Origin of the sequence: Mycobacterium sp. SMC-8 (assembly GCF_025263565.1) — a bacterium.
Classification (GTDB): Bacteria; Actinomycetota; Actinomycetes; order Mycobacteriales; family Mycobacteriaceae; genus Mycobacterium.
Genome location: NZ_CP079865.1, coordinates 466,194 through 486,638, shown reverse-complemented (window position 1 = coordinate 486,638; position 20,445 = coordinate 466,194). Strand labels below are relative to the sequence as shown.

Here is a 20,445-nt window from a genome sequence, read left to right as displayed (position 1 = left end):
CAACCGTACGAGTAGCTATCGCAGTCAGCCCTTTCCCGTTGTGCCCAGACAGAGCGCGGGCTGGTGACGAAACTCCGAGCTCCATCTGCAGCCTAGCGAAGGGTGATCGGCAACGTGACCGACCTGGTGATTCGGTTTCGCAGCGCGGATTTCGGCACGCTACCGCACTCGAGGCGAGTTGGCCTGCCGGCTCTCCACCGGGTTTGCGCGGTCGGCGGGTGGCAAAGCGATCTCACGACGACTACACAGGGGCGACCGCAAGTCGGACGGCATTGGCAGCATGCGCTGCGGAATCACAGCCCTGAAGCGCGCAGCGAGATATCCAACGGCTGCGGCGGCCAAACCACAGAGCGCCGCCAGTCCTTTGATCCGGTTCGAAGCGTCGCCACACAGCCGACGCAGGGCGGAACAAGCTGCGCGGCGGACGAAGTCCCGCTCCGCGTCGAGCGTGGACCGGTGGCCGATGTTGCTTTCGAGTGCTGCCTTGCCTTGGCCTTCGGAAAAGCACCGCTTGAGAAAGAACCTGAATGTGCTCCGCGAGGCCGGCACCTCGTGATTGATGACCGCGGTCGGCACATACACCCAGTGCCCCTCACAGGCGGCGGCCATTCGAACGCACAGATCGGTGTCTTCTGGTTCACACACCGATCCGACTTTGCCGAAATCGGTTCGGAATCCTCCGACCGCCAGAAACGCTGCCGTTCTGACGGCCATGTTTCCCGACCACACGTTGCGGACTCGTGAGGTGACGGTCGGCTGACCGCGGTAGGACCCGCCAACGGTCCACGCGAAGTCTTCGGGAAGCCATCGCGGCTCGCCACGTGCCCACACCGGGACATATTTTCCGCCGCAACCGACCGTGGTGTCCTCAGCGAAAGGCCGTATCAGTTCCGACAGCCAGTCCGGCTCTGCAAACTCGTCGTCGTCAAGAAAGGCGACCAGGGGTGTGGTGGCCACTCGGACCCCGGCATTACGTGTTGCCGAGGCGCCTCTGGAGTCTCGGTTGAGGACGGCGAGCACTCGAGGGAATTCGTCACGAACGATGCTGAAGAGCTTTTCATTGTTATCGACCGCAACGACCACCCGCACCGACGGAAGTGTTTGCGTTTGCACGGATTTGACGGCCGCCCGAATATTCGCCAGCCGGTCCACGGTGTGGCATGGGATGACAACAGTGATCGCATCGTCGGACATGTGGTACTCCTCCCCCCGGATAGTTGTACCAAGGCACGACGTCGGTAGCAGCCGCAACGGCTAGATGCGAGAGAACCTTCGGCCGGGATATGGCTCGTCGAGGTCCACCGTCCTCGGAGGTTCTCGTGGCCGAACGCAATGCTCATCCGACGTGTGACGGTCGAAGTATTTGATAGCGCAACAAAATTGGTCTGGGGATGCGCTCCAGATGCGGCGACCGTTTCCTCATGGTTGGCGTGCAAAGTCATTGGGATCGTCGACCAGGCCGGCAGATTGCCTCGACGGTCGACAACACCGTCCGAGACACTGCGGGCGGGTGGGGTGGCCAATGGGCGGTGAGCACCCGATCGCAGCAGAAGCGATCGCGCCGAACCGCTAGTGTCCTGAGTCATTAATTGCGATCTAGTTGTTAGACTGGGTTGTGCCGACACCTCATGCCGCGAAGATTGTCTTGACCACTGACGAGCGGGCCGAGTTGGAGGGGTGGGCGCGGCGACGATCCAGTGCCGCGGGTCTGGCGATGCGGGCTCGAATTGTGTTGGCAGCCGCCGACGGTGGCTCCAACACCGAACTCGCCGATCGGCTGGAACTGTCGATCGGCACGGTGCGGCGATGGCGCAACCGGTTCGTCGAATTACGTCTAGACGGGTTGGTTGACGAGCCTCGCCCGGGTCGTCCGCGGGTCGTCGGCGACGACCAGATCGAAGCGTTGATCACCAAGACGCTGGAGACCACCCCGCCGGATGCCACTCATTGGTCGACCCGCTCGATGGCCGCTCATTTGGGGTTGAGTCAGTCGATGGTGTCGCGGGTCTGGCGAGCGTTCGGACTGGCTCCCCACAAGCAGGACTCATGGAAGCTATCGAAGGATCCGCTGTTCGTGGCCAAAGTCCGCGATGTCGTCGGCCTGTACCTGGACCCGCCGGAGCGGGCGCTGGTGCTCTGCGTGGATGAGAAGACGCAGATCCAGGCCCTTAATCGCACCCAGCCCGTGTTTCCGATGCTGCCCGGAACCCCGGCGCGAGCCAGCCACGACTACGTCCGCCACGGCACCTCCAGCTTGTACGCCGCCCTCGACCTGACCACCGGCAAGGTCATCGGCGCGCTGCACTCCCGGCACCGGGCCACCGAGTTCCTGGCCTTCCTCAAGAAGATCGATGCCGAAGTTCCCGACGATCTCGATGTGCATCTGGTCCTCGACAATGCCTCCACACACAAGACGCCTGCGGTGAAGCGTTGGCTGGCAAGCCATCCCAGATTCGTCCTGCACTTCACCCCGACCAGCTCCTCGTGGCTCAATCTCGTCGAGCGCTGGTTTGCCGAGCTGACCACCAAGAAACTGCGCCGCTCCACTCACACCTCGGTGCGGCAACTCAACGCCGATATCCGTGCCTGGATCGACACCTGGAACGACAACCCCAAGCCTTACGTCTGGACTAAGCCTCGATCCACCGATGAATCGCCTGTTCGGAGGGTGTTGATGTAAGGAAAGTGCCCTTTGAGCTGGGATGATTGGAGTTACCACACTTCGATCAGCCCACGTTCAGAAAGGCACTTCCGGTGCAAGTGTCCCATAGGTTCGCCGTGTCGTCGGCGGTCTTCGATGATGCACATCTCGTGTCGTGCGCCGGGCTGGTGCCGGTGATGACCCTGGCCGACCAGACCGGTCTGTCGCAGCTATTGGCCGACAAGATCCGGTTCACCTGTGAGCGGATCCGTTCGGGTGCGGCCCATCCGTCACCGAAGCTGACCACGCTGATCGCCGGGATGTGCGCCGGCGCGGACAGCATTGATGACCTAGACGTTGTGCGCTCGGGTGGGATGAAGACCCTCTTCGGTGGTGTGTACGCCCCGTCGACGATCGGAACCTTATTGCGGGAGTTCACCTTCGGGCATGCCCGCCAGCTCGAATCTGTCCTGCGCGAACACCTGGCCGCGCTGTGCGGGCGTGTCGATCTGTTGCCCGGCGCCGACGGACGGGCGTTCATCGACATCGACTCACTACTACGCCCGGTCTACGGGCACGCCAAGCAGGGCGCCAGCTACGGACACACCAAGATCGCCGGCAGGCAGATCCTGCGCAAAGGCCTCTCACCGTTGATCACCACGATCAGCACCGACCACGGTGCGCCGGTGATCGCCGGGGCGAGGTTGCGGGCGGGCAAGGCCAACTCCGGCAAGGGCGCAGCCCGCATGATCGCTCAAGCGGCCGCTACCGCCCGTGCTGCCGGGGTCACCGGGCAGATCCTGGTGCGTGGCGATTCGGCCTACGGCAATAGCACCGTGGTCACCGCCTGCCACCGAGCAGGTGTCCGGTTCTCGCTGGTGCTGACCAAGACCGCCGCAGTTGCCGCCGCCATTGACGCAATTCCCGAGACCGCGTGGACCCCGGTGAACTATCCCGGTGCTGTGCGTGACCCCGACACCGGCGCCTGGATCTCCGATGCCGAAGTCGCCGAAACCACCTACACAGCCTTCGGTTCCACCAAGACTCCGGTGACCGCCCGGTTGGTCGTGCGCCGGGTCAAAGACGCGCGGTTCCTCGATGCGCTGTTTCCGGTGTGGCGGTACCACCCGTTCTTCACCAATTCCGACGAACCCGTCGACGCCGCTGACATCACTCATCGCCGCCACGCCATCATCGAAACCGTGTTCGCCGACCTCATCGACGGACCTTTGGCGCACATGCCCTCGGGGCGGTTCGGCGCGAACTCGGCCTGGATCCTGTGCGCCGCGATCGCCCACAACCTGCTGCGCGCCGTCGGCGTCCTGGCCGGAGGTGCCCACGCGGTCGCCCGCGGGGCGACACTGCGCCGCAAGATAATCACTATCCCGGCCCGCCTGGCCCGTCCGCAACGCCAACCTATCCTGCACCTACCAGCGCACTGGCCCTGGACAGAGCACTGGCTCACGTTGTGGCGCAACACCATCGGCTACAGCCCACCAGAAATCGCCACCACCTGACCATATGCCGAAAGGCCCGACCGGAGCGCACAGGAACAGCTGGACAGACCAGCAGATACCCCCTGCCCGCGACCAGGACCAGCCCTCAACAGCCCAGCGAGGCACACCTACCCCAATTCATCAGTGGATCGAGGCTAAGACCGCCGACCAGATCCTGGCAAGCATCGCCAACTACTGCAACCGAATTAATGACTCAGGACACTAGATCAGCGTGCCGTTCTGGCTGCCGAGAACCACGTCCGTGCCATTGCCGGTCACGGTGTTGCCGGTCAGGAGATAGCCCGTCACGCCGCCGTTGGTCCAGATGCCGTACTTGCGATTGTCCGTGACCTTGTTGTCTTCGAGCACCGCCCGAAGGACATCGTGGAGAACGATGCCGCTGCCGTTGCCGTAAACGGTGTTTCGGCGGAGGTACAGATCTTGGAGAGGGGCGAGATCGGCCTTGATGCCCGCATCCAGATTGTTGTAGAAGATGTTGTCTTCGATCCAGGTGTTGTTGCTGTTGTTGACGATCCGCAGACCGCAGGTGCAGTTGTAGACGATGTTGTGGTGAATCCAGTTGTTGGGTCCGGAATTGTCGTGCTTGGTTTCGGTGCCGATGACCCCGCTGTATTCGCCGATCTCGATACCCGCCCCATTCGGGCTGACCGAGGTGCCGTTGCGGACACAATCCGAAACGGTGTTGTAGCGGATCTCGTTGCTGTACTCGTCCTCACCGTGCAGATCGATAGCGCCGGACACGGCCCCGGTGATGGTGTTGTCCTCGATGAGGTTGTGGTGCGCACTCTCTTGGATGAGGATCCCATGGCGGATGACCGGCCCGATGGTGTTGTTCCTGACCCAGTTGTTGTGGGATCCGGCTTGGTCGATGATGATCCCGTATCCGGACCCGCCGCCGTCGAGAGCCGAGGCGTTTCGAATCACGTTGCCGTCGACGAGCACGTTGTCGGCGTTTTGCAGCTGGATGCCGAAGCGCCGGTGCTTCTCGATGAACAGGTCTTTGACGGCGATCCGCGATACCTGGCCGCGACTTTCTGAGCCGAGTCTGACACCGGCGTTGTAGATCTTGCCCGAGGCCTGCCTGATGGTGAAGCTGGAAATCGTCAGGTTGGTGGTCCCGCCCGGAGCGTAAATCACCGCATGCGGGTTGGAGAACATGTACGTCATCGTCGAGAAGGCGCTCGCCAGCACCGTCGCGTCGCGCGACTGACCGATCAGCGACACCCCCGACTTCAAGGTGATGATCGACTTGACGTGGTAGACGCCGTCGGGGATGTAGACGACATCACCGGCCTGCGCGGCGTTGATCGCCTTCTGGATCGCGGCGGCATCGTTGTCCGAGGACCTCCCCGAGGTCGCACCGTAATCGCGGACGTTCAGGGTCTTTCCGGACGGTTGGTCCGCGTGCTGGAACGGATCCTTCAAGCCGGCGTCGTAACCCCCCGGGCTCTGGGTGGGCTGATCCTGCGTCGCTCCTCCCGTCGCGCCACCGGGGGTGCTGTCGGGAATGTCCGGGGCGATCTTCGCGATGGACACCGTGACCGTCCGCACGATGGTGCCTGCCAGAGTGCCGGCCGTCGCCCCGCTCAAAGCCCGGACCATCTTGTTCCACATGCCGTCGAACCCGTGCGTGTGCTCGTCGGCATTGGTCTCCCGCACCACGACGGTGAACGTGTCGGTCCCGCCGCTCGCGGCCAACTCCGCTGACGGCGTGTAGGTGTAGTTGCCGTCGGTGTCGACCTGCACACTGCCGCGTTTCGGACCCGAGGACAGCGTCACCTCCAGCGGATCCCCGTCCGGATCCTTCGCCCCGACGGTTCCCGTCACCACGCCCTGGCTGGATTGGCCCGGCTTCTGCACCGGCTTGGCCGTCGGCATCTTGTTGAAGTACGTGCGCTGGAAATTCAGGAACAGGGCACTGAGAAGCTCTGACAGCGTCTTCGGCGCCGCCGGTGTCTCCACCGCGGTGGCGGTTGCGGTCGCCACGCGCGCAACGGTTCTCGATGCCTGAGGCGCCGTCGCGGTGTCGACGGCCGCCGGGATCACCAGTGCCGCCGCCGTTGTCGACACGGAAGTGTCAGCGGGGTCGCTCGTCGACCGGTCGACCTCCGTTGCGACGTCCTCGCGCACAGGTATCGACTCTTCGCGCTCAGCCGAATCCGCGACCGCATCCTTCTCGTCGACGATCGGAGTCTCCGGCCGAGGGGCCTCCCGATCCTTGTTGTCTGCCGCATCCTCGGTGCTGACCGGCGAGGGTCCAGCAACCGGATCGGATGCGTCCTCGTCGCCCTCGGTGCCCGTGCTGTCGCCCGAGTCTTCGACGGTCTCGCTTGAGTCCTTGCTGTCCGCCCCGTCTTCGGTGTCGTCGCCTGACGGATCGTCCCTCGAAATGTCGTCGCCGGCCTGGTCTTCGGTGGCGACGTCGGTCGGCTCCCCGTCTGTGTCGGTGGCGGTGTCTTTGCTGGTCGACTCGCCGGCGCTGCCGTCCGATGACGACGACGCGGTATTCGCCGACGCACTGCTGGCGGGTCCAGCTGAACCGGCGGCGTCCTCGGCGTAGGCGATCCCGGTTCCGGAGATCGCTGCAGCAATGCCGACGCTCACCGCTCCGGCGGCCAGCCATGCGTAAGGTTCGACCCGGCGGTGCTGGCGGCGAGTTGACCGCTTCCGCCGCTGCACATCCTGCGTCGGGGGTGCGTCCCCTGTGCTGTTCTTATCGCGAACCACGCGGTCCATGGGTGACCCCCGATGTCGAAGCTGGCCTGGCTGCCGCGCCAGGCATCAACATGTTGAGCCATCTGGGTCACTTTATGCAGCAATTTCGAACTCGCTGCCCATCTTTGCATTTCTGGCAACTCAAAAACCGATTGCCAAAATTTGGCATATGCGTGCAGTGCAGACGTGATCGAACCGTGGTCGCCGTCCCGCGGCCGGCAAGGCTTAGGCTATTGGACGACACCTATCTGCGGTTAGTGGCAACCCCGAGCCGCGAGGCGGTGCGTGTGGGCGTTGACCGGCGAAGGGCTCACTCTACGCTCATAGATATGCCGAATATATGTACAGCAAATTTATCTCGGGCGTCATCCGTACTTGTGAGGCATATCTCAGCAAGGCCGATCAATGGTGCAGGCAACGCGGTCGAGGCGCGTTTGAGCGCCATTTGTTAGTCGAGTACCTGTTGGCGTTCGAGTGTCAGATGGCGGGGCCGAGCAGGTCGTCGGCATCCTTGATGACGTAGCCGTAGCCCTGTTCGGCAAGGAACCGCTGTCGGTGCGCGGCGTACTCGGCGTCCAGGCTGTCGCGCGAGACCACCGAATAGAAGACCGCACCGCCACCGTCGGCCTTGGGGCGCAGCAACCGTCCGAGTCGCTGAGCTTCTTCCTGGCGTGATCCGAACGTTCCTGAAACTTGCACGGCCACACTGGCTTCGGGCAGGTCGATGGAGAAGTTTGCCACTTTGGACACGACCAGCGTCCGGATCTCACCACGGCGGAAGCCGTCGAAGAGGGCTTCGCGCTCGGCGTTCTTGGTCGACCCCTGGATCACCGGCGCGTTCAGTTCGGCGCCCAGCTCGTCGAGCTGGTCGAGGTACGCGCCGATCACCAGGGTCGGCTCGTCCGGATGCCGTTCCAGGATCGACTTCACCACAGCGATCTTGGTGTGCGCGGTGGCGCACAACTTGTACCGCTCGTCCGGTTCGGCTGTCGCGTAGAGCATGCGTTCGTTGTCCGTCATCGTGACGCGGACCTCGATGCACTCGGCCGGCGCGATCCAACCCTGCGCCTCGATGTCCTTCCACGGCGCGTCGTAACGCTTGGGGCCGATCAACGAGAAGACGTCACCCTCGCGCCCGTCCTCGCGGATCAGGGTGGCCGTGAGGCCGAGGCGTCTGCGGGACTGCAGATCGGCGGTCATCCGGAACACCGGTGCGGGGAGCAGGTGCACCTCGTCGTAGACGATCAGGCCCCAGTCGCGGCTGTCGAACAGTTCCAGGTGCTTGTACTCGCCCTTGGTTCTGCGCGTGATCACCTGATACGTCGCGATGGTGACGGGACGGATCTCCTTGCGTTCCCCGGAGTACTCGCCGATCTCGTCCTCGGTCAGGGACGTCCGCGCGACCAGCTCGCGCTTCCACTGCCGGCCGGCCACGGTGTTGGTGACCAGGATCAGCGTGGTGGCGCCGGCCTTGGCCATGGCGGCCGCACCGACCAGGGTCTTCCCGGCCCCGCACGGCAGCACGACGACACCGGATCCGCCATCCCAGAACGAGTCGGCGGCCATCTGCTGGTAGTCGCGCAGCTGCCAACCGTCCTGCTGCAGATCGATCGGGTGGGCCTCGCCATCGACGTAACCGGCGAGGTCCTCGGCCGGCCAGCCGATCTTCAGCAGCATCTGCTTGACCCGGCCCCGCTCGCTGTTGTGCACGATCACGGTGTCGTCGTCGAGCCGGGCGCCGAGCATGGGTGCGATCTTCTTGTTCCGCAGCACCTCTTCGAGGACGGCGCGGTCGAAGCTCACCAGCGTCAGGCCGTGCGCCGGATGTTTGACGAGCTGCAGGCGGCCGTAGCGGCCCATGGTGTCGACGATGTCGACCAGCAGCGGTTGCGGCACGGCGTAGCGCGAGTACGTCACCAGGGCATCGACGACCTGCTCGGCGTCGTGCCCGGCAGCTCGTGCGTTCCACAGCGCCAGCGGGGTGATGCGGTAGGTGTGGATGTGTTCGGGGGCGCGCTCGAGCTCTGCGAACGGCGCGATCGCGGCGCGCGCCGCGCCGGCCTGCTCATGGTCGACCTCGAGCAGCACCGTCTTGTCGGACTGCACGATCAGCGGGCCGTCGGTCACGCGGCACCTCGGTGATAAGTCATCCCACCTATTATCCGGACTCGGCGGACACGACCGATGTCACCCGGTGGATCGCGAACTCGCGGACCCGCCCCGACGCGGGGTCGTAAGCGGTCAGTTGCCCGCCGCGGACATTGATCGGGGCCACTACCCGCTGGGTCGCCACACCCGCCGGATCGACGTAGCCGATGACCACCGACTGCTGATGGTGGGCCGCGTGCTGCAGTTCCGAGATGGCCGCGGCCGGATCCAATCGCAGGCCCGACGGCGGCGCCGACGCGACCTTGCGCAGCACCGCGACGATCGCGGCCAGCGTCTGATCGGTGGGCGCCGCGTTGTGCCGATATCCGCGGCGCCGCCCGGGCGACGGGACGCGGGCGCCGCGGCTGCGCAGATCCACGACCGTGCCGGTCGTGTCCTCGGCGGCCGGTGCGAACCCGGCGCTGCGCAGCGCGTGGAGCACCTCGCTGATCGGCGCCTGGGACACCGCCACGGTGGGCGCCAGCACGCGCAGCTCGACCGACTCGGTGGCCGGTGCCGCCACCGCCTGGGCCAGCAGCGCGGCGTCCTCGCAGCGAACGAACGCCGACGCCATCCCGACCCGCAGTTGCCCGTGGCGTCTCGCCACGTCGTCGATCAGATATGTCAGCGCTTGCGGCACTGGTGTTTTCGAATGCCGGTTGAACAGCGCGTGCAGCTCGCCGGCGGTGTTGCCGGTGTCGAGCGCGCGCCGCACCGAAGCCTCGTCGATGCGGTAGACCATGGCCGCGCCGGCCGACTCGACGGTGGCGACCGCGGCCAGCTGCTCGGCCAGCGCACGTTCCAGCGGGCCGGGAACCACCACCGTAAGGTCGGCCTGCAGCAGGAAATGGTCGATCGGCGCCGGAAGGACTTTCTCCATCGCGGCGATGACCGCGTGCTCATCGTCGCCGGCGAGCAGGCGCCGGATCGGGGAAGCAACCGCGCCGCGGCCCACCGCCCCGACAGCATGGGCCTCGGTCAGCATGTCGGCGACAGGGCCGGGTTGCAGCCGTACCGCCCACCGCGGCCGCTTCCAGACCATCGCCTGCGAGGCGGTGCCCGCATCCACGCCTGAGCCCGGCGGCAGCTCGGCGAGGATATCGAGCATCAGCCGGCGGTCCAGCGGCGCCGCCGTCGAGAACAGCGAATCCGACAGCGCCGCATACGGTTTGTTGTCGGGCCCGCGGGTACCCACGAGGCTGGGGCGGCCAGGAAGCTCAAGCCAGGCCGACACCACGAGATGCCATTTCGCGGCGGTGGGAGATTCGACGAATCGATCGAATGCCACGGTCGGTGCCCAGTGCGATCCCGCGCCGTCGTCGGGTTCGGGTTCCGGCATCCCCGGTGCGACCAGCCCGGCGGCCGCACTGACCTCAAGGATCAGGCCCAGCCGGCGTTCGTCGATCCCGGTGTTCTTGGTCAACCGCTTGACCTCGCGCACCCCGAGTCCACCGCTGCGCAGCTCGGGAACCGGTGCGGCGCTGAGTGATTCGAGGACCACTTCGATCTCACGCAGGAAGTCGATCGCCGCGCCCGCGGCGACGGCGTCCACGTCGGCGGCTGTCGTCGTCGTCACGGTCGGATCGGGAGCGGACAGACTCACCGGGCCCGGCTGCTCACCACGGAGCACCTGCCCGACCAGGCGGGGGAGGATGACGGTGTCGTCGTCGAGGCGGCGCAGCAGCCCCGCGGTCAACAGCCGCTGAACCGGGCGCTGCGCCGGCGTTCCCGGCATCGCGTCGCGGGTCCGGCCGATCGGCGAGCCCTCCAGCAGCTTGTCGAGCAGATCGCGTGCGGCGTCGTCCATCGATTCGAGCGCAGCGGTGACCTCGGAGCCGGTCTGCGTCGCGCTCTCCTGGGTGACCTGCCCGGGGTACCACGGCAGACTCGACGCCGCCTCGGCGACGACCCGCAGCGCACCCTCGCCCTGCAGGTCACCCCAGACCAGGGCGCGCGCGGCCAGGTCATCGACCGCGGCGCGCAGATCAGCGGCGGCCACGCGCTCGCCGAGGACCTCGGCCAGGTCTGAGAACGTCGCAGCGGTGGTTTCGGCGTGCACGCTAAGCAGCGCGTCGAGCACCGCCAGGTGCAGAAAGTCCAGATCGTCGGTGGCGACTTTCACCGACTGACGTGCGGCGGCGCGCGCCGCCAGCGCGGCGACGGTGCCCGGCGGAGGCTGGGTCAGATCCGGCCGCAGACGCAGCAGCTGGATCAGCCGCTCGTCGTCCAATTCCGCCAACCAGGTGCCCAGCGGCACACCTGGACTCTTCACGCTCATTGCTGACCAGCGTAAAGGAGCCTCCCGACCTCGCCAGCCGCCGAGTCGTTTGCCACAATGTCAGCGTGGCTGATGACAAGAAGAACCGATACGTCGACCCGGGTTGGCCCACGACGGACCCCGATGACCACGCGGTCAGCGAGCTTGCCACCGACCGCACCGGTGCACTGTCACCGTTCGGCGACGTGACGTTCCCGCTGCCCGCCGACGAACTGCCCTTCATCCAGGCCGTCACCGTCATCAACAAGTAGCGGTGCGCTCCGGGTGAGTGAAGGCCTCTCGCATCTCGACGAGACCGGCGCGGCTCACATGGTCGACGTCACGGCCAAGGACGCCACCAAGCGTGTGGCCGTGGCTGCCGGCACCGTGCACACCCGGCCGGACGTGGTTGACATGATCACCTCCAACGGCCTGCCCAAAGGCGACGCGCTGGCGACGGCCCGTGTCGCGGGGATCATGGCGGCGAAGAGAACCAGCGATCTGGTGCCGCTCTGCCACCCGTTGGCGATCACCGGCGTGGACATCGATTTCACCGTCGGCGGTGACGACGATCCCGGTGCGGTCGCGATCACCGCGACTGTGCGCACGACGGACCGCACCGGGGTGGAGATGGAAGCGCTCACCGCGGTCACCGTCGCCGCGCTGACCGTCTACGACATGATCAAAGCCGTCGATCGTGCCGCCTCCATCGACGATGTCCGTGTGGTGCGCAAAGAAGGCGGCAAGACGGGGACCTGGGTCAGATGACGCGGTCGGGCCTGGTGGTCATCGCGTCGACCCGGGCATCCGGCGGTGTGTACGAAGACCGGTGCGGTCCGGTCCTCGTGGGCTGGCTCAACGGCCGGGGGATAAACACCCCGCCTGCGACCGTCGTCGCCGACGGCGCACCCGTGGACGCCGCGCTGCGCAGTGGGCTCCGAGAGCAACCGGATGTGATCCTGACCTCCGGCGGAACCGGTATCTCGCCGACCGACGCCACCCCGCAGATCACCTCGGCGCTGCTGGACTACGAGATCCCGGGCCTGGCCGATGCGATCAGACGATCAGGACTTCCGAAAGTTCCGACATCGGTGCTGTCGCGCGGCGTCTGCGGTGTCGCGGGCCGCACGCTCATCGTGAACCTGCCCGGCTCACTCGGCGGCGTCAAAGACGGTCTCTCCGTTCTCGCCGAGGTTCTCGACCACGCCCTCGACCAACTCCAAGGCAAGGATCATTCCCGATGACCACCGTGCTGCGGGCCGCGCTGACGGAACAGTCCATCGATACGACAGAGCACGAGCGGCTGGTGGTGCATGAGGCGGCGGGCGCTGTGGTCACCTTCGCCGGCGTGGTGCGTGACCACGACGGCGGTCGGACGGTGACCCGGTTGGAGTACTCGTCGCATCCGTCCGCCGAGCAGACACTGGCCGACGTGGCCGCCGAGATCGCCGCCGCGAGCCACGGAGTCCGTGCCATCGCTGTCAGCCACCGGGTGGGCACCCTGCAGATCGGGGATGCCGCGCTCGTCGCCGCGGTGGCCGCAGACCACCGCGGCGCGGCCTTCGAGACATGCGCACGCCTGGTCGACCGGGTCAAAGAACGGCTACCGGTGTGGAAGCACCAGTTCTTCGCCGACGGCACGGACGAATGGGTGAATTCCGCCTAGCCTCAGGCGGGCGGCACCACCGGAGCAGGCGCGGGCGCGCCCGGGGCGGGCGCGGGAGCCGGAGCAGGCGCGGGAGACGGGGCAGGCGCCGGACCCGCCAGCGGTGCGACCGGAGCATTCGGTGCCATGCCACCGGGGTCCGGCGTGGTCAGCGGTCGCTGGGTCAGGGCCAGCAGCGCGTCCGCGCCCGAGATCTCCTGGGTCTGGATCGCGTGCCAAATCTCCTTGAGATACGTGACGTTCGGGCTCTGCGCAGGTCCCTGCGGTGCCATCGCGGTGCCTGGCGGGAGGTTCTCGGGGCTGGCCAGGTGCGGAACCTCGGTGGGAACGGCAAGCTCGCCGCTGATCGCCTGGTTGGCGAGGTCGTAGGCCGGCGCCGGCACATTTACGGCACCGAGCGGAGCCAGCGGGTCGGGGGCCGGTGCGGCGACGGCGACCGGTGCGGGGACAGGCACCGGCACCGGCGCCGGCGGCAGGGCCGGGTCGGCGGGAGCCGGCTGCAGCGGCGCATCGACACCGAGGGACCACAACTGCGGCTGCTCGGCGGGCACCGGAGCGGCGTCCCAGTTGGCCGCGGCGATGATTGCGCTCGGCGGCGCGTCGACCGGTGCCGGCGGCACAGGTGCGTCAATGGGAGCGACGTTCACCACGTCGACGGCCGGGGCGGGGGCCGGAGGCAGGACCTCCGGAGCCGGCGGCAGCGGGGCGGGAGCCGCGAGCGCGTCCGCCGGAGGCGCCGGTGCGGGTTCGGGTGCGGGCGGCATCGGCGCGGGAGCCGAGAGCGGATCGATCGGCGCTGGTGCGGGTGGCAGCACCTCGGGGGCGGGCGGCAACGGCGCCGGGGCGGCCAGCGCGTCGAACGGAGCCGGGGCAGGCGGCGCAGGCGGGGCGAACGGGTCGAGGGGCGGCGGGGGAGGCGGCAGCATCCCGTCGAGGCCGACCGGTGCGACCGGGGCCGGTGGTTCATCGACGACGTTGCGTGGCGTTGCGGCGGAGAGCGGCCCGCCGCACGTCGGCCATGCACCCTTGCCCTGCGAAGCCAGGACACGCTCGGCGACGGCGATCTGCTCTTCCTTGGTGGCCAAGTGCGCGGCCGGGGCGAACTCGCCGCCGCCGTGACCGGACCAGGTGCTCGGCGCGAACTGCAGACCACCCTGGTAGCCGTTGCCGGTGTTGATGGCCCAGTTGCCGCCCGACTCGCAGCGGGCGACCTGGTCCCACTCACCGTCCGTCGCCGCTCCGGCCTGGCCGGCCAGCGCGATGCCGCCACCTCCGATGACTGCTCCGGTGAATGCGATCTTCGCGACGTTTACAGCAGATGAAGCGGGCTTGCGGTGCCGTCCACTCATAAGTGCGTGTGGTCCTCTCTGAAGCGCCCGCGAGGTCAGCTGTCGGGTTCGGGCTGGAGAGGTTGCCCGGCCGGCGTCGTCGAAACGGCGACGGCTTCACCCCAAGGAACCGAACGGTTCCTGGTCCTTCTATGTCGGTGGACCGGTGGGTCCCCCGCCTCCATCCAAGTTGTATCTCGTTGTCCCCGCGCACCAACGGATGGAGCTCGGCGCAATTGGTGTGCGGCAGGCCGGTCAGATGTGGGGGGCGATCGGCCTGGTTCAAGACGGTAACGGCTCGTCTGGGCCGCGTCACCTTTTGCTCACCGCCGTGTGTCCGCCGACGGCAAATACTAAAAAAACTCTAAAAGACCAGGAACGACCGTTATTCCTGCAGGTGCCATACCGCGCAACCGTGCCGTAGCCATCCCGTGACCATTCCGTGATGTGACGCAAATCACGGATTAGATTTATGTGCGCGTGAAGTCAGCCGCCGGCGAACGGGGGGAGAACATCGACGGTCTGCCCGTGGCGGAGTTCAGAATCCATGTCGCGCACCGCAACTCCGTCGAGCAGATAGGAACACCGCGCCAGGACCCGGGCCAGGCCGGCGTCCCTGGCCTTCAGAAGGTCCACGAGGTGTGCCACCGTGCCGGCGGGGCCGACGTGCAGCAGCTCCGATTCCGTGCCTGCCGCCGCGCGGGCTGCGGCGAAGTAGCGGACGGTGACCCGTGCCTCGGCGTCAACAGTCATCGCTCATCCGCCGATCGCGCTCATCGGACGGTCGGGTTGCACGAAGCCGGGGTCATTGATGCCGTGACCGGCGGCTTTCGTCCACATGGCCGCCCGCCACGCACTCTCCAGCGCGGCGTCGTCCGCGCCGGAACGCAGCAGTACCCGCAGGTCGGTTTCCTCACGTGCGAACAGGCAATTGCGGACCTGCCCGTCGGCGGTGAGCCGGGTGCGGTCACAGGTCGAGCAGAACGCGCGGGACACCGACGCGATGATGCCGATGTGACCTGCCACGCCGGCGCCGTCGCGCACCTGCCAGAGCTGAGCCGGCGCCGACCCCCGTGGTCGTGGATCGGGTGTCAGCGTGAAGTGAGCGCTCAGCGCGCCGAGGATGTCGTCGGCGGTGAGCACACGGTCGCGTGCCCACGAGTGCCCGGCGTCGAGAGGCATCTGCTCGATCACGCGCAGCTGGTAGCCGTTGTCGACGCAGAACCGCGCCAGCGACACCACGTCATCCAGGCCGGTCACCGGGTCGAGGACGGCGTTGACCTTTACCGGACGCAGGCCGGCGTCCTTGGCCGCACGTAGACCGGCCACCACATCCGAGAACCGGTCGCGTCGCGTGATCGCGGCGAACCGGGCCGGGTCGACGGTGTCGAGGGAGACATTGATGCGGTCGAGTCCGGCGGCCTTCAAAGCTTCGGCACGTCTGGCCAACCCGATGCCGTTGGTCGTCAACGTGATCTCGGGGCGTGGCCGCAACGCGGCGGTCGCTGCGACGATGTCCTCCAGGAACGGCACCACCAGGGGTTCGCCGCCGGTGAACCGGACGCTGGTGATGCCGAGCCGCGTGACGGCGATGCCCAATAGCCGGATCAACTCGTCCGGGTGAAGCTTCGCGTCGGCCGGGAGCCAGTCGAGCCCCGCGGCCGGCATGCAGTAGGTGCAGCGCAGGTTGCACAGATCGGTCAGCGACACCCGCAGGTCGGTCGCGATCCGGCCGAAGGTGTCGATCAACGGGCCCTCGGCGGGGGCCGGAGACGATGGCCGGTGCACCGACGGCACGCCGAGTGCGACAACGGTCACGGCACCGCTCCGACGATCCGACCGTGCGCCTGGTCGACGGGCACGATCTCCTTGCCCAGGGGCATCAACGACACCGGGATCAGCTTCAGGTTGGCCAGGGCGAGCGGGATGCCGACGATCGTGATGGCCATCGCGATCGCGGTGGTGATGTGGCCGATGGCCAGCCACACACCGGCGACGATGACCCAGATGACATTGCCGATCAGTGCGCCGGGGCGCGGGCCCGGCTTTTCGACGATGGTGCGGCCGAACGGCCACAGCGCATAGGCCGCGATACGCAGCGAGGCGAACCCGAACGGGATCGTGACGATCAGGACGAAGCAGATGAGCGCGGCGAGGAGGTAGCCGAGTGCCAGCCACAGGCCGCCGAAAATCAGCCAGATGACATTCAGGATTAATCGCATAGCAGTCGATTCGTCTTCCTTCTGCGGTGACTCGCAGCCTACCGACATAAGGGGATGCTGGCTGTGCTGCGGTCCGAGTAGGATCTCCCGGGACGCGTCCCGACGCAGGCGGGACGCTTACTTTATGTACCCCTACAGGTACAGACATCTATCGGCTCAGACAGACAGCAGGTGAGACCAGTGCCGACCGGCCGGGTGAAGTGGTACGACGCGGAGAAGGGCTTCGGGTTCCTCTCGCAGGAGGACGGCGAGGACGTGTACGTGCGGTCCTCGGCGCTGCCCGCCGGTGTCGAAGGCCTCAAGGCCGGTCAGCGGGTCGAGTTCGGCATCGCGGCGGGGCGCCGCGGGCCGCAGGCGCTCAGCCTCAAGCTCATCGACCCGCCGCCGAGTCTGACCCGCACACGCCGCGAAGCCGCGGCTGCCGAGCACAAGCACACACCCGACGAGCTGCACGGCATGGTCGAGGACATGATCACGCTGCTGGAGAGCGCCGTGCAGCCGGAACTGCGCAAGGGTCGCTACCCGGATCGTAAGGTCGCCCGCAGGGTCTCTGAGGTGGTCAAGGCGGTCGCCCGCGAGTTGGACGCGTAAGGCGCGCGCCGGACCCTGCACGCGGCCGCCGACCTTCGGGCCACGCTCTGCGGGAATGCCGTTTCGGCGGTCGGGGATTGGCGCATTGGGTATGACTGAGCCATGAGTTATGTCGCCGACCCGTCGAGTTCCGGCGGAGAGTTCAGCCGGGACACCGAGTACATCTCGACGCGGATCACCGCCGACGGTCGGGACGGATACCCGGTCGAACCGGGCCGGTACCGGCTGATCGTGGCCAGGGCATGCCCGTGGGCGAACCGCACCATTATCGTGCGTCGGCTCCTCGGACTGGAGGACGCTCTTTCCATCGGCTTCTGCGGACCCACCCATGACGAACGCAGCTGGACCTTCGACCTCGATCCCGACGGTGTGGATCCGGTGCTGGGAATCCACTATCTGCGCGATGCCTACAACAAGCGCATTCCGGACTACCCGAAGGGCGTCACAGTGCCCGCGATCGTGGAGGTCGCGACCGGGCAGGTGGTCACCAACGACTTCCCGCAGATCACGCTGGACTTCTCAACGGAGTGGACCGCCCACCACCGCGAAGGAGCCCCGGAGCTCTACCCCGAACCCCTGCGCGACGAGATCGACGAGGTTGCCCAGCGCATCTACACCGAGGTGAACAACGGTGTGTACCGGTGTGGGTTCGCAGGATCCCAGCGCGCCTACGAGAAGGCTTATGACCGGCTGTTCACCGCGCTGGACTGGTTGTCCGACCGCCTGGCCGAACGGCGGTATCTGGTCGGGGACACCATCACCGAAGCCGACGTTCGCCTGTTCACCACGCTGGCGAGATTCGACCCGGTGTATCACGGCCATTTCAAGACCAACCGCAGCAAGCTGTCGGAGATGCCGGTGCTGTGGGCCTACGCGCGGGACCTGTTCCAGACCCCGGGATTCGGCGACACCACCGACTTCGTGCAGATCAAGCAGCACTACTACATCGTGCATTCGGACATCAACCCCACCGGTGTCGTGCCGAAGGGGCCGGATCTGTCGAACTGGTTGACCCCGCATGGTCGAGAAGCCCTGGGAGGCAGACCGTTCGGCGACGGAACCCCGCCCGGACCGACCCGTGAGGGTGAGCGTGTGCCGGAGGCGCACTCGGCCGGCTGACGCGAATCGGTGCGGCTAGCCCTGCTGCCACACCGTGCGCACCGACCACTCGGCGTGCGGCACCGGGAATTCGTTGCCGTCCTGGTCGCGGACCAGGGTCGGCAGCTGCACCGCGAATCCGGTGAGTCGGCCGCGCTGCGCGTCCACGGTCGGGATCGTCACCGCCAGTCGGCTGCCGGGGCGGAACTCCTCGACGAGATCCGCGTCCTCATAGGCGCGGATCAGCACCCATGGCGCCTGGCTGATGTCGGCCGGAATGGACAACTGCACGGGGTCGCGGCCGATGACCCGCAGCTCACCTTGATCGGCGGGGACGACGCAGTCGGTCGGGTTGAGCACCTCGCAGAAGCGGTACGGGCCCACCCGGGCCAGCTGTCCGTGCGAGTACGCCGAGATCTCGGGGAGTTCCGGTGCGTGGTCGCGCGCCCGCTGCCAGACGAAAACGCCGGTACCGATCGACGAGAGCAGGGCCACCGCTGCGAGAACAGCGACAACACGTTTCACTCCTGGGTCACCACCGCATCCGTCCGTACGCCTTCCTGTTCTGCCAGCACCGGCCGGTTGCCGCCGAAGCCCGGTACCAGTGACTCGCCACGATAGCTCAGCACGGTTTGGGCCAGTCCGAGGATCAGGATCGCGGTGATGGTGGTGAAGCCCGCATACAGGTCGGTGTAGATCAGCACGCCGGTCGCGCCACCCGCGACCCAGGCCAGCTGCAGCAGGGACTCCGACCGTCCGAACGCCGACGCGCGTGACTCCTCGGGCAGGTCGTCCTGCAGGGAAGCATCCAGTGACGCCTTGGCGATGGCGCTGCAACCGGAGGTGATCAAGGTCGCGACCGCCGCGACCAAAAGATTCCCGGTCAGCGCGGTCACCAGGGCCGCCGCGGTGACCGCCACTGCGCACCGCACGACCAGCCGCGCGGGATGGCCGACTTTGAGCCGAGCCGCGGTGAAATTGCCCGCGAAGTTCCCGACGGCCGCCGCGGCGCCGATCATCCCCAGGATCCGCAGCTGCTCCCAGCCGCCGGCGTCGTGGGCCTTCGCGACGAACGCCGGGTAGAGGAACAGGAAGCCGACCATCACCTTGATCGTGCAGTTGCCCCACAACGACGTGATGATGTTGCGGCCAAGCGGTTGGCGGGCCCGGGTGACGCCGCCCCCGTGCGGCGGGCGGCGGAGCGGGTCGGTGTGGTCGGTCTGGCCGTGATAGCTCAAGGTCGCCGGGACCTCACCCTCGGTGACCTCGACCCATTTCGGGATCCGCATGGACAGGACCGCACCGCCGATGGTCACCGCGACCACGATGTAGAGCGCGCCGGGCATCTGGAACAGCTGGAATCCCCATTCGGCGGCCGCTGCGATGCCGCCGCCGACCAGGGTGCCGCCCAGCAGACCGAACGTCGTCAAGCGCGAGTTCACCCGGACCAGGTCGATCGATGGTGGCAGCACTCGTGGCGTCACCGCGCTGCGCAACACCGAGAAGGACTTGGAAAGCACCATCATCCCGAGCGCACACGGATAGAGGACCCACGACGGGAAGCTGCCGGTCGCACTGTCGAAGTTGGCGATGAGCACCACGGCGAGCACAGTGCGCAGGGCGAACGACGCAGCCAACGCGACCCGGCGGCCGTGTTGCAGGCGATCCAGAGCGGGCCCGATCAGCGGAGCGATCACGGCGAACGGAGCGATCGTTATGAGCAGGTACAGCGCGACGCGGCTCTTGCTCTCACCGGAGGCCGCCGCGAAGAACAGGGTGTTGGCCAGCGCCACGGCCATGGCGGCGTCGACCGCGAAGTTCGCGACCACCGGCCAAGTAAGTGCCGTCAGCCCCGACTTGTCGGCGCCGTCGGCGGTCGCGGCCCGGTGCACCAGGCCGTACATTTTGGAGCCCATCTCGCGGCTGCGCTGCGCAGCCACCCGGGTGACCGTGACCTTTTCTCCGTTACGTCCGGGGGGCGGGTCGTCATAGCGGTCGTGATGGCGGGCGCTCTCGTCGAGTGGGGGCAGCCAGCGGTTCCCGCCCTGATTCGGCGAATAGGGCCGCCCCCGTGCGGCGCCGCGGTGACCTGGACGCATGGTCGGTTCGCTCGGGTAGTTGGCCATCCCCGGGTGTTCGCCCGCAGGCGGACGCGGCGGGTAGTAGCGTCCACCCTGCTGACCGTCAGGGTCCCGGTGGTCACGCCGCGGTCCGGTCACGCCGTCGATTCTCCCCTATGGGGACGACAGGGGCCGCGCAGCC

At 67.0% G+C, this 20,445-nt stretch carries 18 protein-coding genes and 1 riboswitch; of the genes, 8 read left to right on the top strand and 10 right to left on the bottom strand.

Annotation, left to right across the window (positions count from 1 at the left end; translation table 11 throughout):
• Nucleotides 1-159 precede the first annotated feature (159 nt).
• Complete coding sequence (locus tag KXD97_RS02485; protein WP_260755301.1) at nucleotides 160-1,194, bottom strand: glycosyltransferase family 2 protein; 1,035 nt, start codon at nucleotides 1,192-1,194, stop codon at nucleotides 160-162.
• Nucleotides 1,195-1,615: 421 nt separating this feature from the next.
• On the opposite strand from KXD97_RS02485, the gene KXD97_RS02480 reads away from it, so the two are divergent.
• Together KXD97_RS02480 and KXD97_RS02475 are read left to right on the top strand one after the other, a co-directional pair.
• Nucleotides 1,616-2,680, top strand: a complete 1,065-nt coding sequence (locus tag KXD97_RS02480; protein WP_260755300.1) for an IS630 family transposase — start codon at nucleotides 1,616-1,618, stop codon at nucleotides 2,678-2,680.
• Nucleotides 2,681-2,754: 74 nt separating this feature from the next.
• Nucleotides 2,755-4,158: an IS1380 family transposase gene (locus KXD97_RS02475; RefSeq protein ID WP_260752814.1), complete on the top strand. Its 1,404-nt coding sequence runs from the start codon at nucleotides 2,755-2,757 to the stop codon at nucleotides 4,156-4,158.
• A gap of 201 nt (nucleotides 4,159-4,359) precedes the next feature.
• Here the strand turns inward: KXD97_RS02475 and KXD97_RS02470 are convergent, their stop codons facing one another.
• The 3 genes from KXD97_RS02470 to KXD97_RS02460 all read right to left on the bottom strand — a co-directional run bounded on the left by KXD97_RS02470 (nucleotide 4,360) and on the right by KXD97_RS02460 (nucleotide 11,299).
• Entirely contained in the window at nucleotides 4,360-6,762 is a 2,403-nt protein-coding gene (locus KXD97_RS02470; protein WP_260755299.1) for a right-handed parallel beta-helix repeat-containing protein, read from the bottom strand.
• Nucleotides 6,763-7,350: 588 nt separating this feature from the next.
• Nucleotides 7,351-9,000 (bottom strand): DNA repair helicase XPB, encoded by a 1,650-nt coding sequence (locus KXD97_RS02465; protein WP_260755298.1) that lies wholly within the window; start codon nucleotides 8,998-9,000, stop codon nucleotides 7,351-7,353.
• 31 nt (nucleotides 9,001-9,031) lie between these two features.
• The gene (locus tag KXD97_RS02460; RefSeq protein WP_260755297.1) at nucleotides 9,032-11,299 is read right to left on the bottom strand and encodes a helicase-associated domain-containing protein; all 2,268 of its coding nucleotides are present in this window, start codon (nucleotides 11,297-11,299) and stop codon (nucleotides 9,032-9,034) included.
• Between the two features lie 65 nt (nucleotides 11,300-11,364).
• Here KXD97_RS02460 and KXD97_RS02455 point away from each other — a divergent pair, with 65 nt between their 5' ends.
• The 4 genes from KXD97_RS02455 to KXD97_RS02440 are packed head-to-tail and all read left to right on the top strand — an operon-like array spanning nucleotide 11,365 to nucleotide 12,944.
• Nucleotides 11,365-11,550 (top strand): hypothetical protein, encoded by a 186-nt coding sequence (locus tag KXD97_RS02455; RefSeq protein WP_260755296.1) that lies wholly within the window; start codon nucleotides 11,365-11,367, stop codon nucleotides 11,548-11,550.
• A gap of 58 nt (nucleotides 11,551-11,608) precedes the next feature.
• Entirely contained in the window at nucleotides 11,609-12,046 is a 438-nt protein-coding gene (gene moaC / locus KXD97_RS02450) for a cyclic pyranopterin monophosphate synthase MoaC (RefSeq protein ID WP_260757813.1), read from the top strand.
• Nucleotides 12,043-12,522 (top strand): molybdenum cofactor biosynthesis protein B, encoded by a 480-nt coding sequence (locus KXD97_RS02445; protein ID WP_260755295.1) that lies wholly within the window; start codon nucleotides 12,043-12,045, stop codon nucleotides 12,520-12,522. Before moaC ends, KXD97_RS02445 begins: the two co-directional genes overlap by 4 nt.
• Entirely contained in the window at nucleotides 12,519-12,944 is a 426-nt protein-coding gene (locus KXD97_RS02440) for a molybdenum cofactor biosynthesis protein MoaE (RefSeq protein ID WP_260755294.1), read from the top strand. Before KXD97_RS02445 ends, KXD97_RS02440 begins: the two co-directional genes overlap by 4 nt.
• Before the next feature lie 2 nt (nucleotides 12,945-12,946).
• Here the strand turns inward: KXD97_RS02440 and KXD97_RS02435 are convergent, their stop codons facing one another.
• The 4 genes from KXD97_RS02435 to KXD97_RS02420 all read right to left on the bottom strand — a co-directional run bounded on the left by KXD97_RS02435 (nucleotide 12,947) and on the right by KXD97_RS02420 (nucleotide 16,494).
• Nucleotides 12,947-14,293, bottom strand: a complete 1,347-nt coding sequence (locus KXD97_RS02435; protein ID WP_260755293.1) for a transglycosylase family protein — start codon at nucleotides 14,291-14,293, stop codon at nucleotides 12,947-12,949.
• A gap of 9 nt (nucleotides 14,294-14,302) precedes the next feature.
• Nucleotides 14,303-14,515: riboswitch (cyclic di-AMP (ydaO/yuaA leader) on the bottom strand.
• Between the two features lie 243 nt (nucleotides 14,516-14,758).
• Entirely contained in the window at nucleotides 14,759-15,025 is a 267-nt protein-coding gene (locus KXD97_RS02430; RefSeq protein ID WP_260755291.1) for a MoaD/ThiS family protein, read from the bottom strand.
• Nucleotides 15,026-15,028: 3 nt separating this feature from the next.
• Nucleotides 15,029-16,090: a GTP 3',8-cyclase MoaA gene (gene moaA / locus KXD97_RS02425; RefSeq protein ID WP_260755290.1), complete on the bottom strand. Its 1,062-nt coding sequence runs from the start codon at nucleotides 16,088-16,090 to the stop codon at nucleotides 15,029-15,031.
• The gene (locus KXD97_RS02420) at nucleotides 16,087-16,494 is read right to left on the bottom strand and encodes a YccF domain-containing protein (protein WP_260755289.1); all 408 of its coding nucleotides are present in this window, start codon (nucleotides 16,492-16,494) and stop codon (nucleotides 16,087-16,089) included. Before KXD97_RS02420 ends, moaA begins: the two co-directional genes overlap by 4 nt.
• Nucleotides 16,495-16,674: 180 nt before the next feature.
• Here KXD97_RS02420 and KXD97_RS02415 point away from each other — a divergent pair, with 180 nt between their 5' ends.
• Both KXD97_RS02415 and KXD97_RS02410 read left to right on the top strand, forming a co-directional pair.
• Complete coding sequence (locus tag KXD97_RS02415) at nucleotides 16,675-17,085, top strand: cold-shock protein (RefSeq protein ID WP_260755288.1); 411 nt, start codon at nucleotides 16,675-16,677, stop codon at nucleotides 17,083-17,085.
• Between the two features lie 102 nt (nucleotides 17,086-17,187).
• The gene (locus KXD97_RS02410; protein ID WP_260755287.1) at nucleotides 17,188-18,204 is read left to right on the top strand and encodes a glutathione S-transferase family protein; all 1,017 of its coding nucleotides are present in this window, start codon (nucleotides 17,188-17,190) and stop codon (nucleotides 18,202-18,204) included.
• A 15-nt stretch (nucleotides 18,205-18,219) separates the two neighbouring features.
• Here KXD97_RS02410 and KXD97_RS02405 read toward each other — a convergent pair whose 3' ends face one another.
• Both KXD97_RS02405 and KXD97_RS02400 read right to left on the bottom strand, forming a co-directional pair.
• Complete coding sequence (locus tag KXD97_RS02405; protein WP_260755286.1) at nucleotides 18,220-18,708, bottom strand: DUF2771 domain-containing protein; 489 nt, start codon at nucleotides 18,706-18,708, stop codon at nucleotides 18,220-18,222.
• Nucleotides 18,705-20,402, bottom strand: coding sequence for an MFS transporter (locus KXD97_RS02400; RefSeq protein WP_396884647.1), 1,698 nt, complete (start codon nucleotides 20,400-20,402; stop codon nucleotides 18,705-18,707). The genes KXD97_RS02405 and KXD97_RS02400 overlap by 4 nt, the downstream gene beginning before the upstream one ends.
• Nucleotides 20,403-20,445 lie beyond the last annotated feature (43 nt).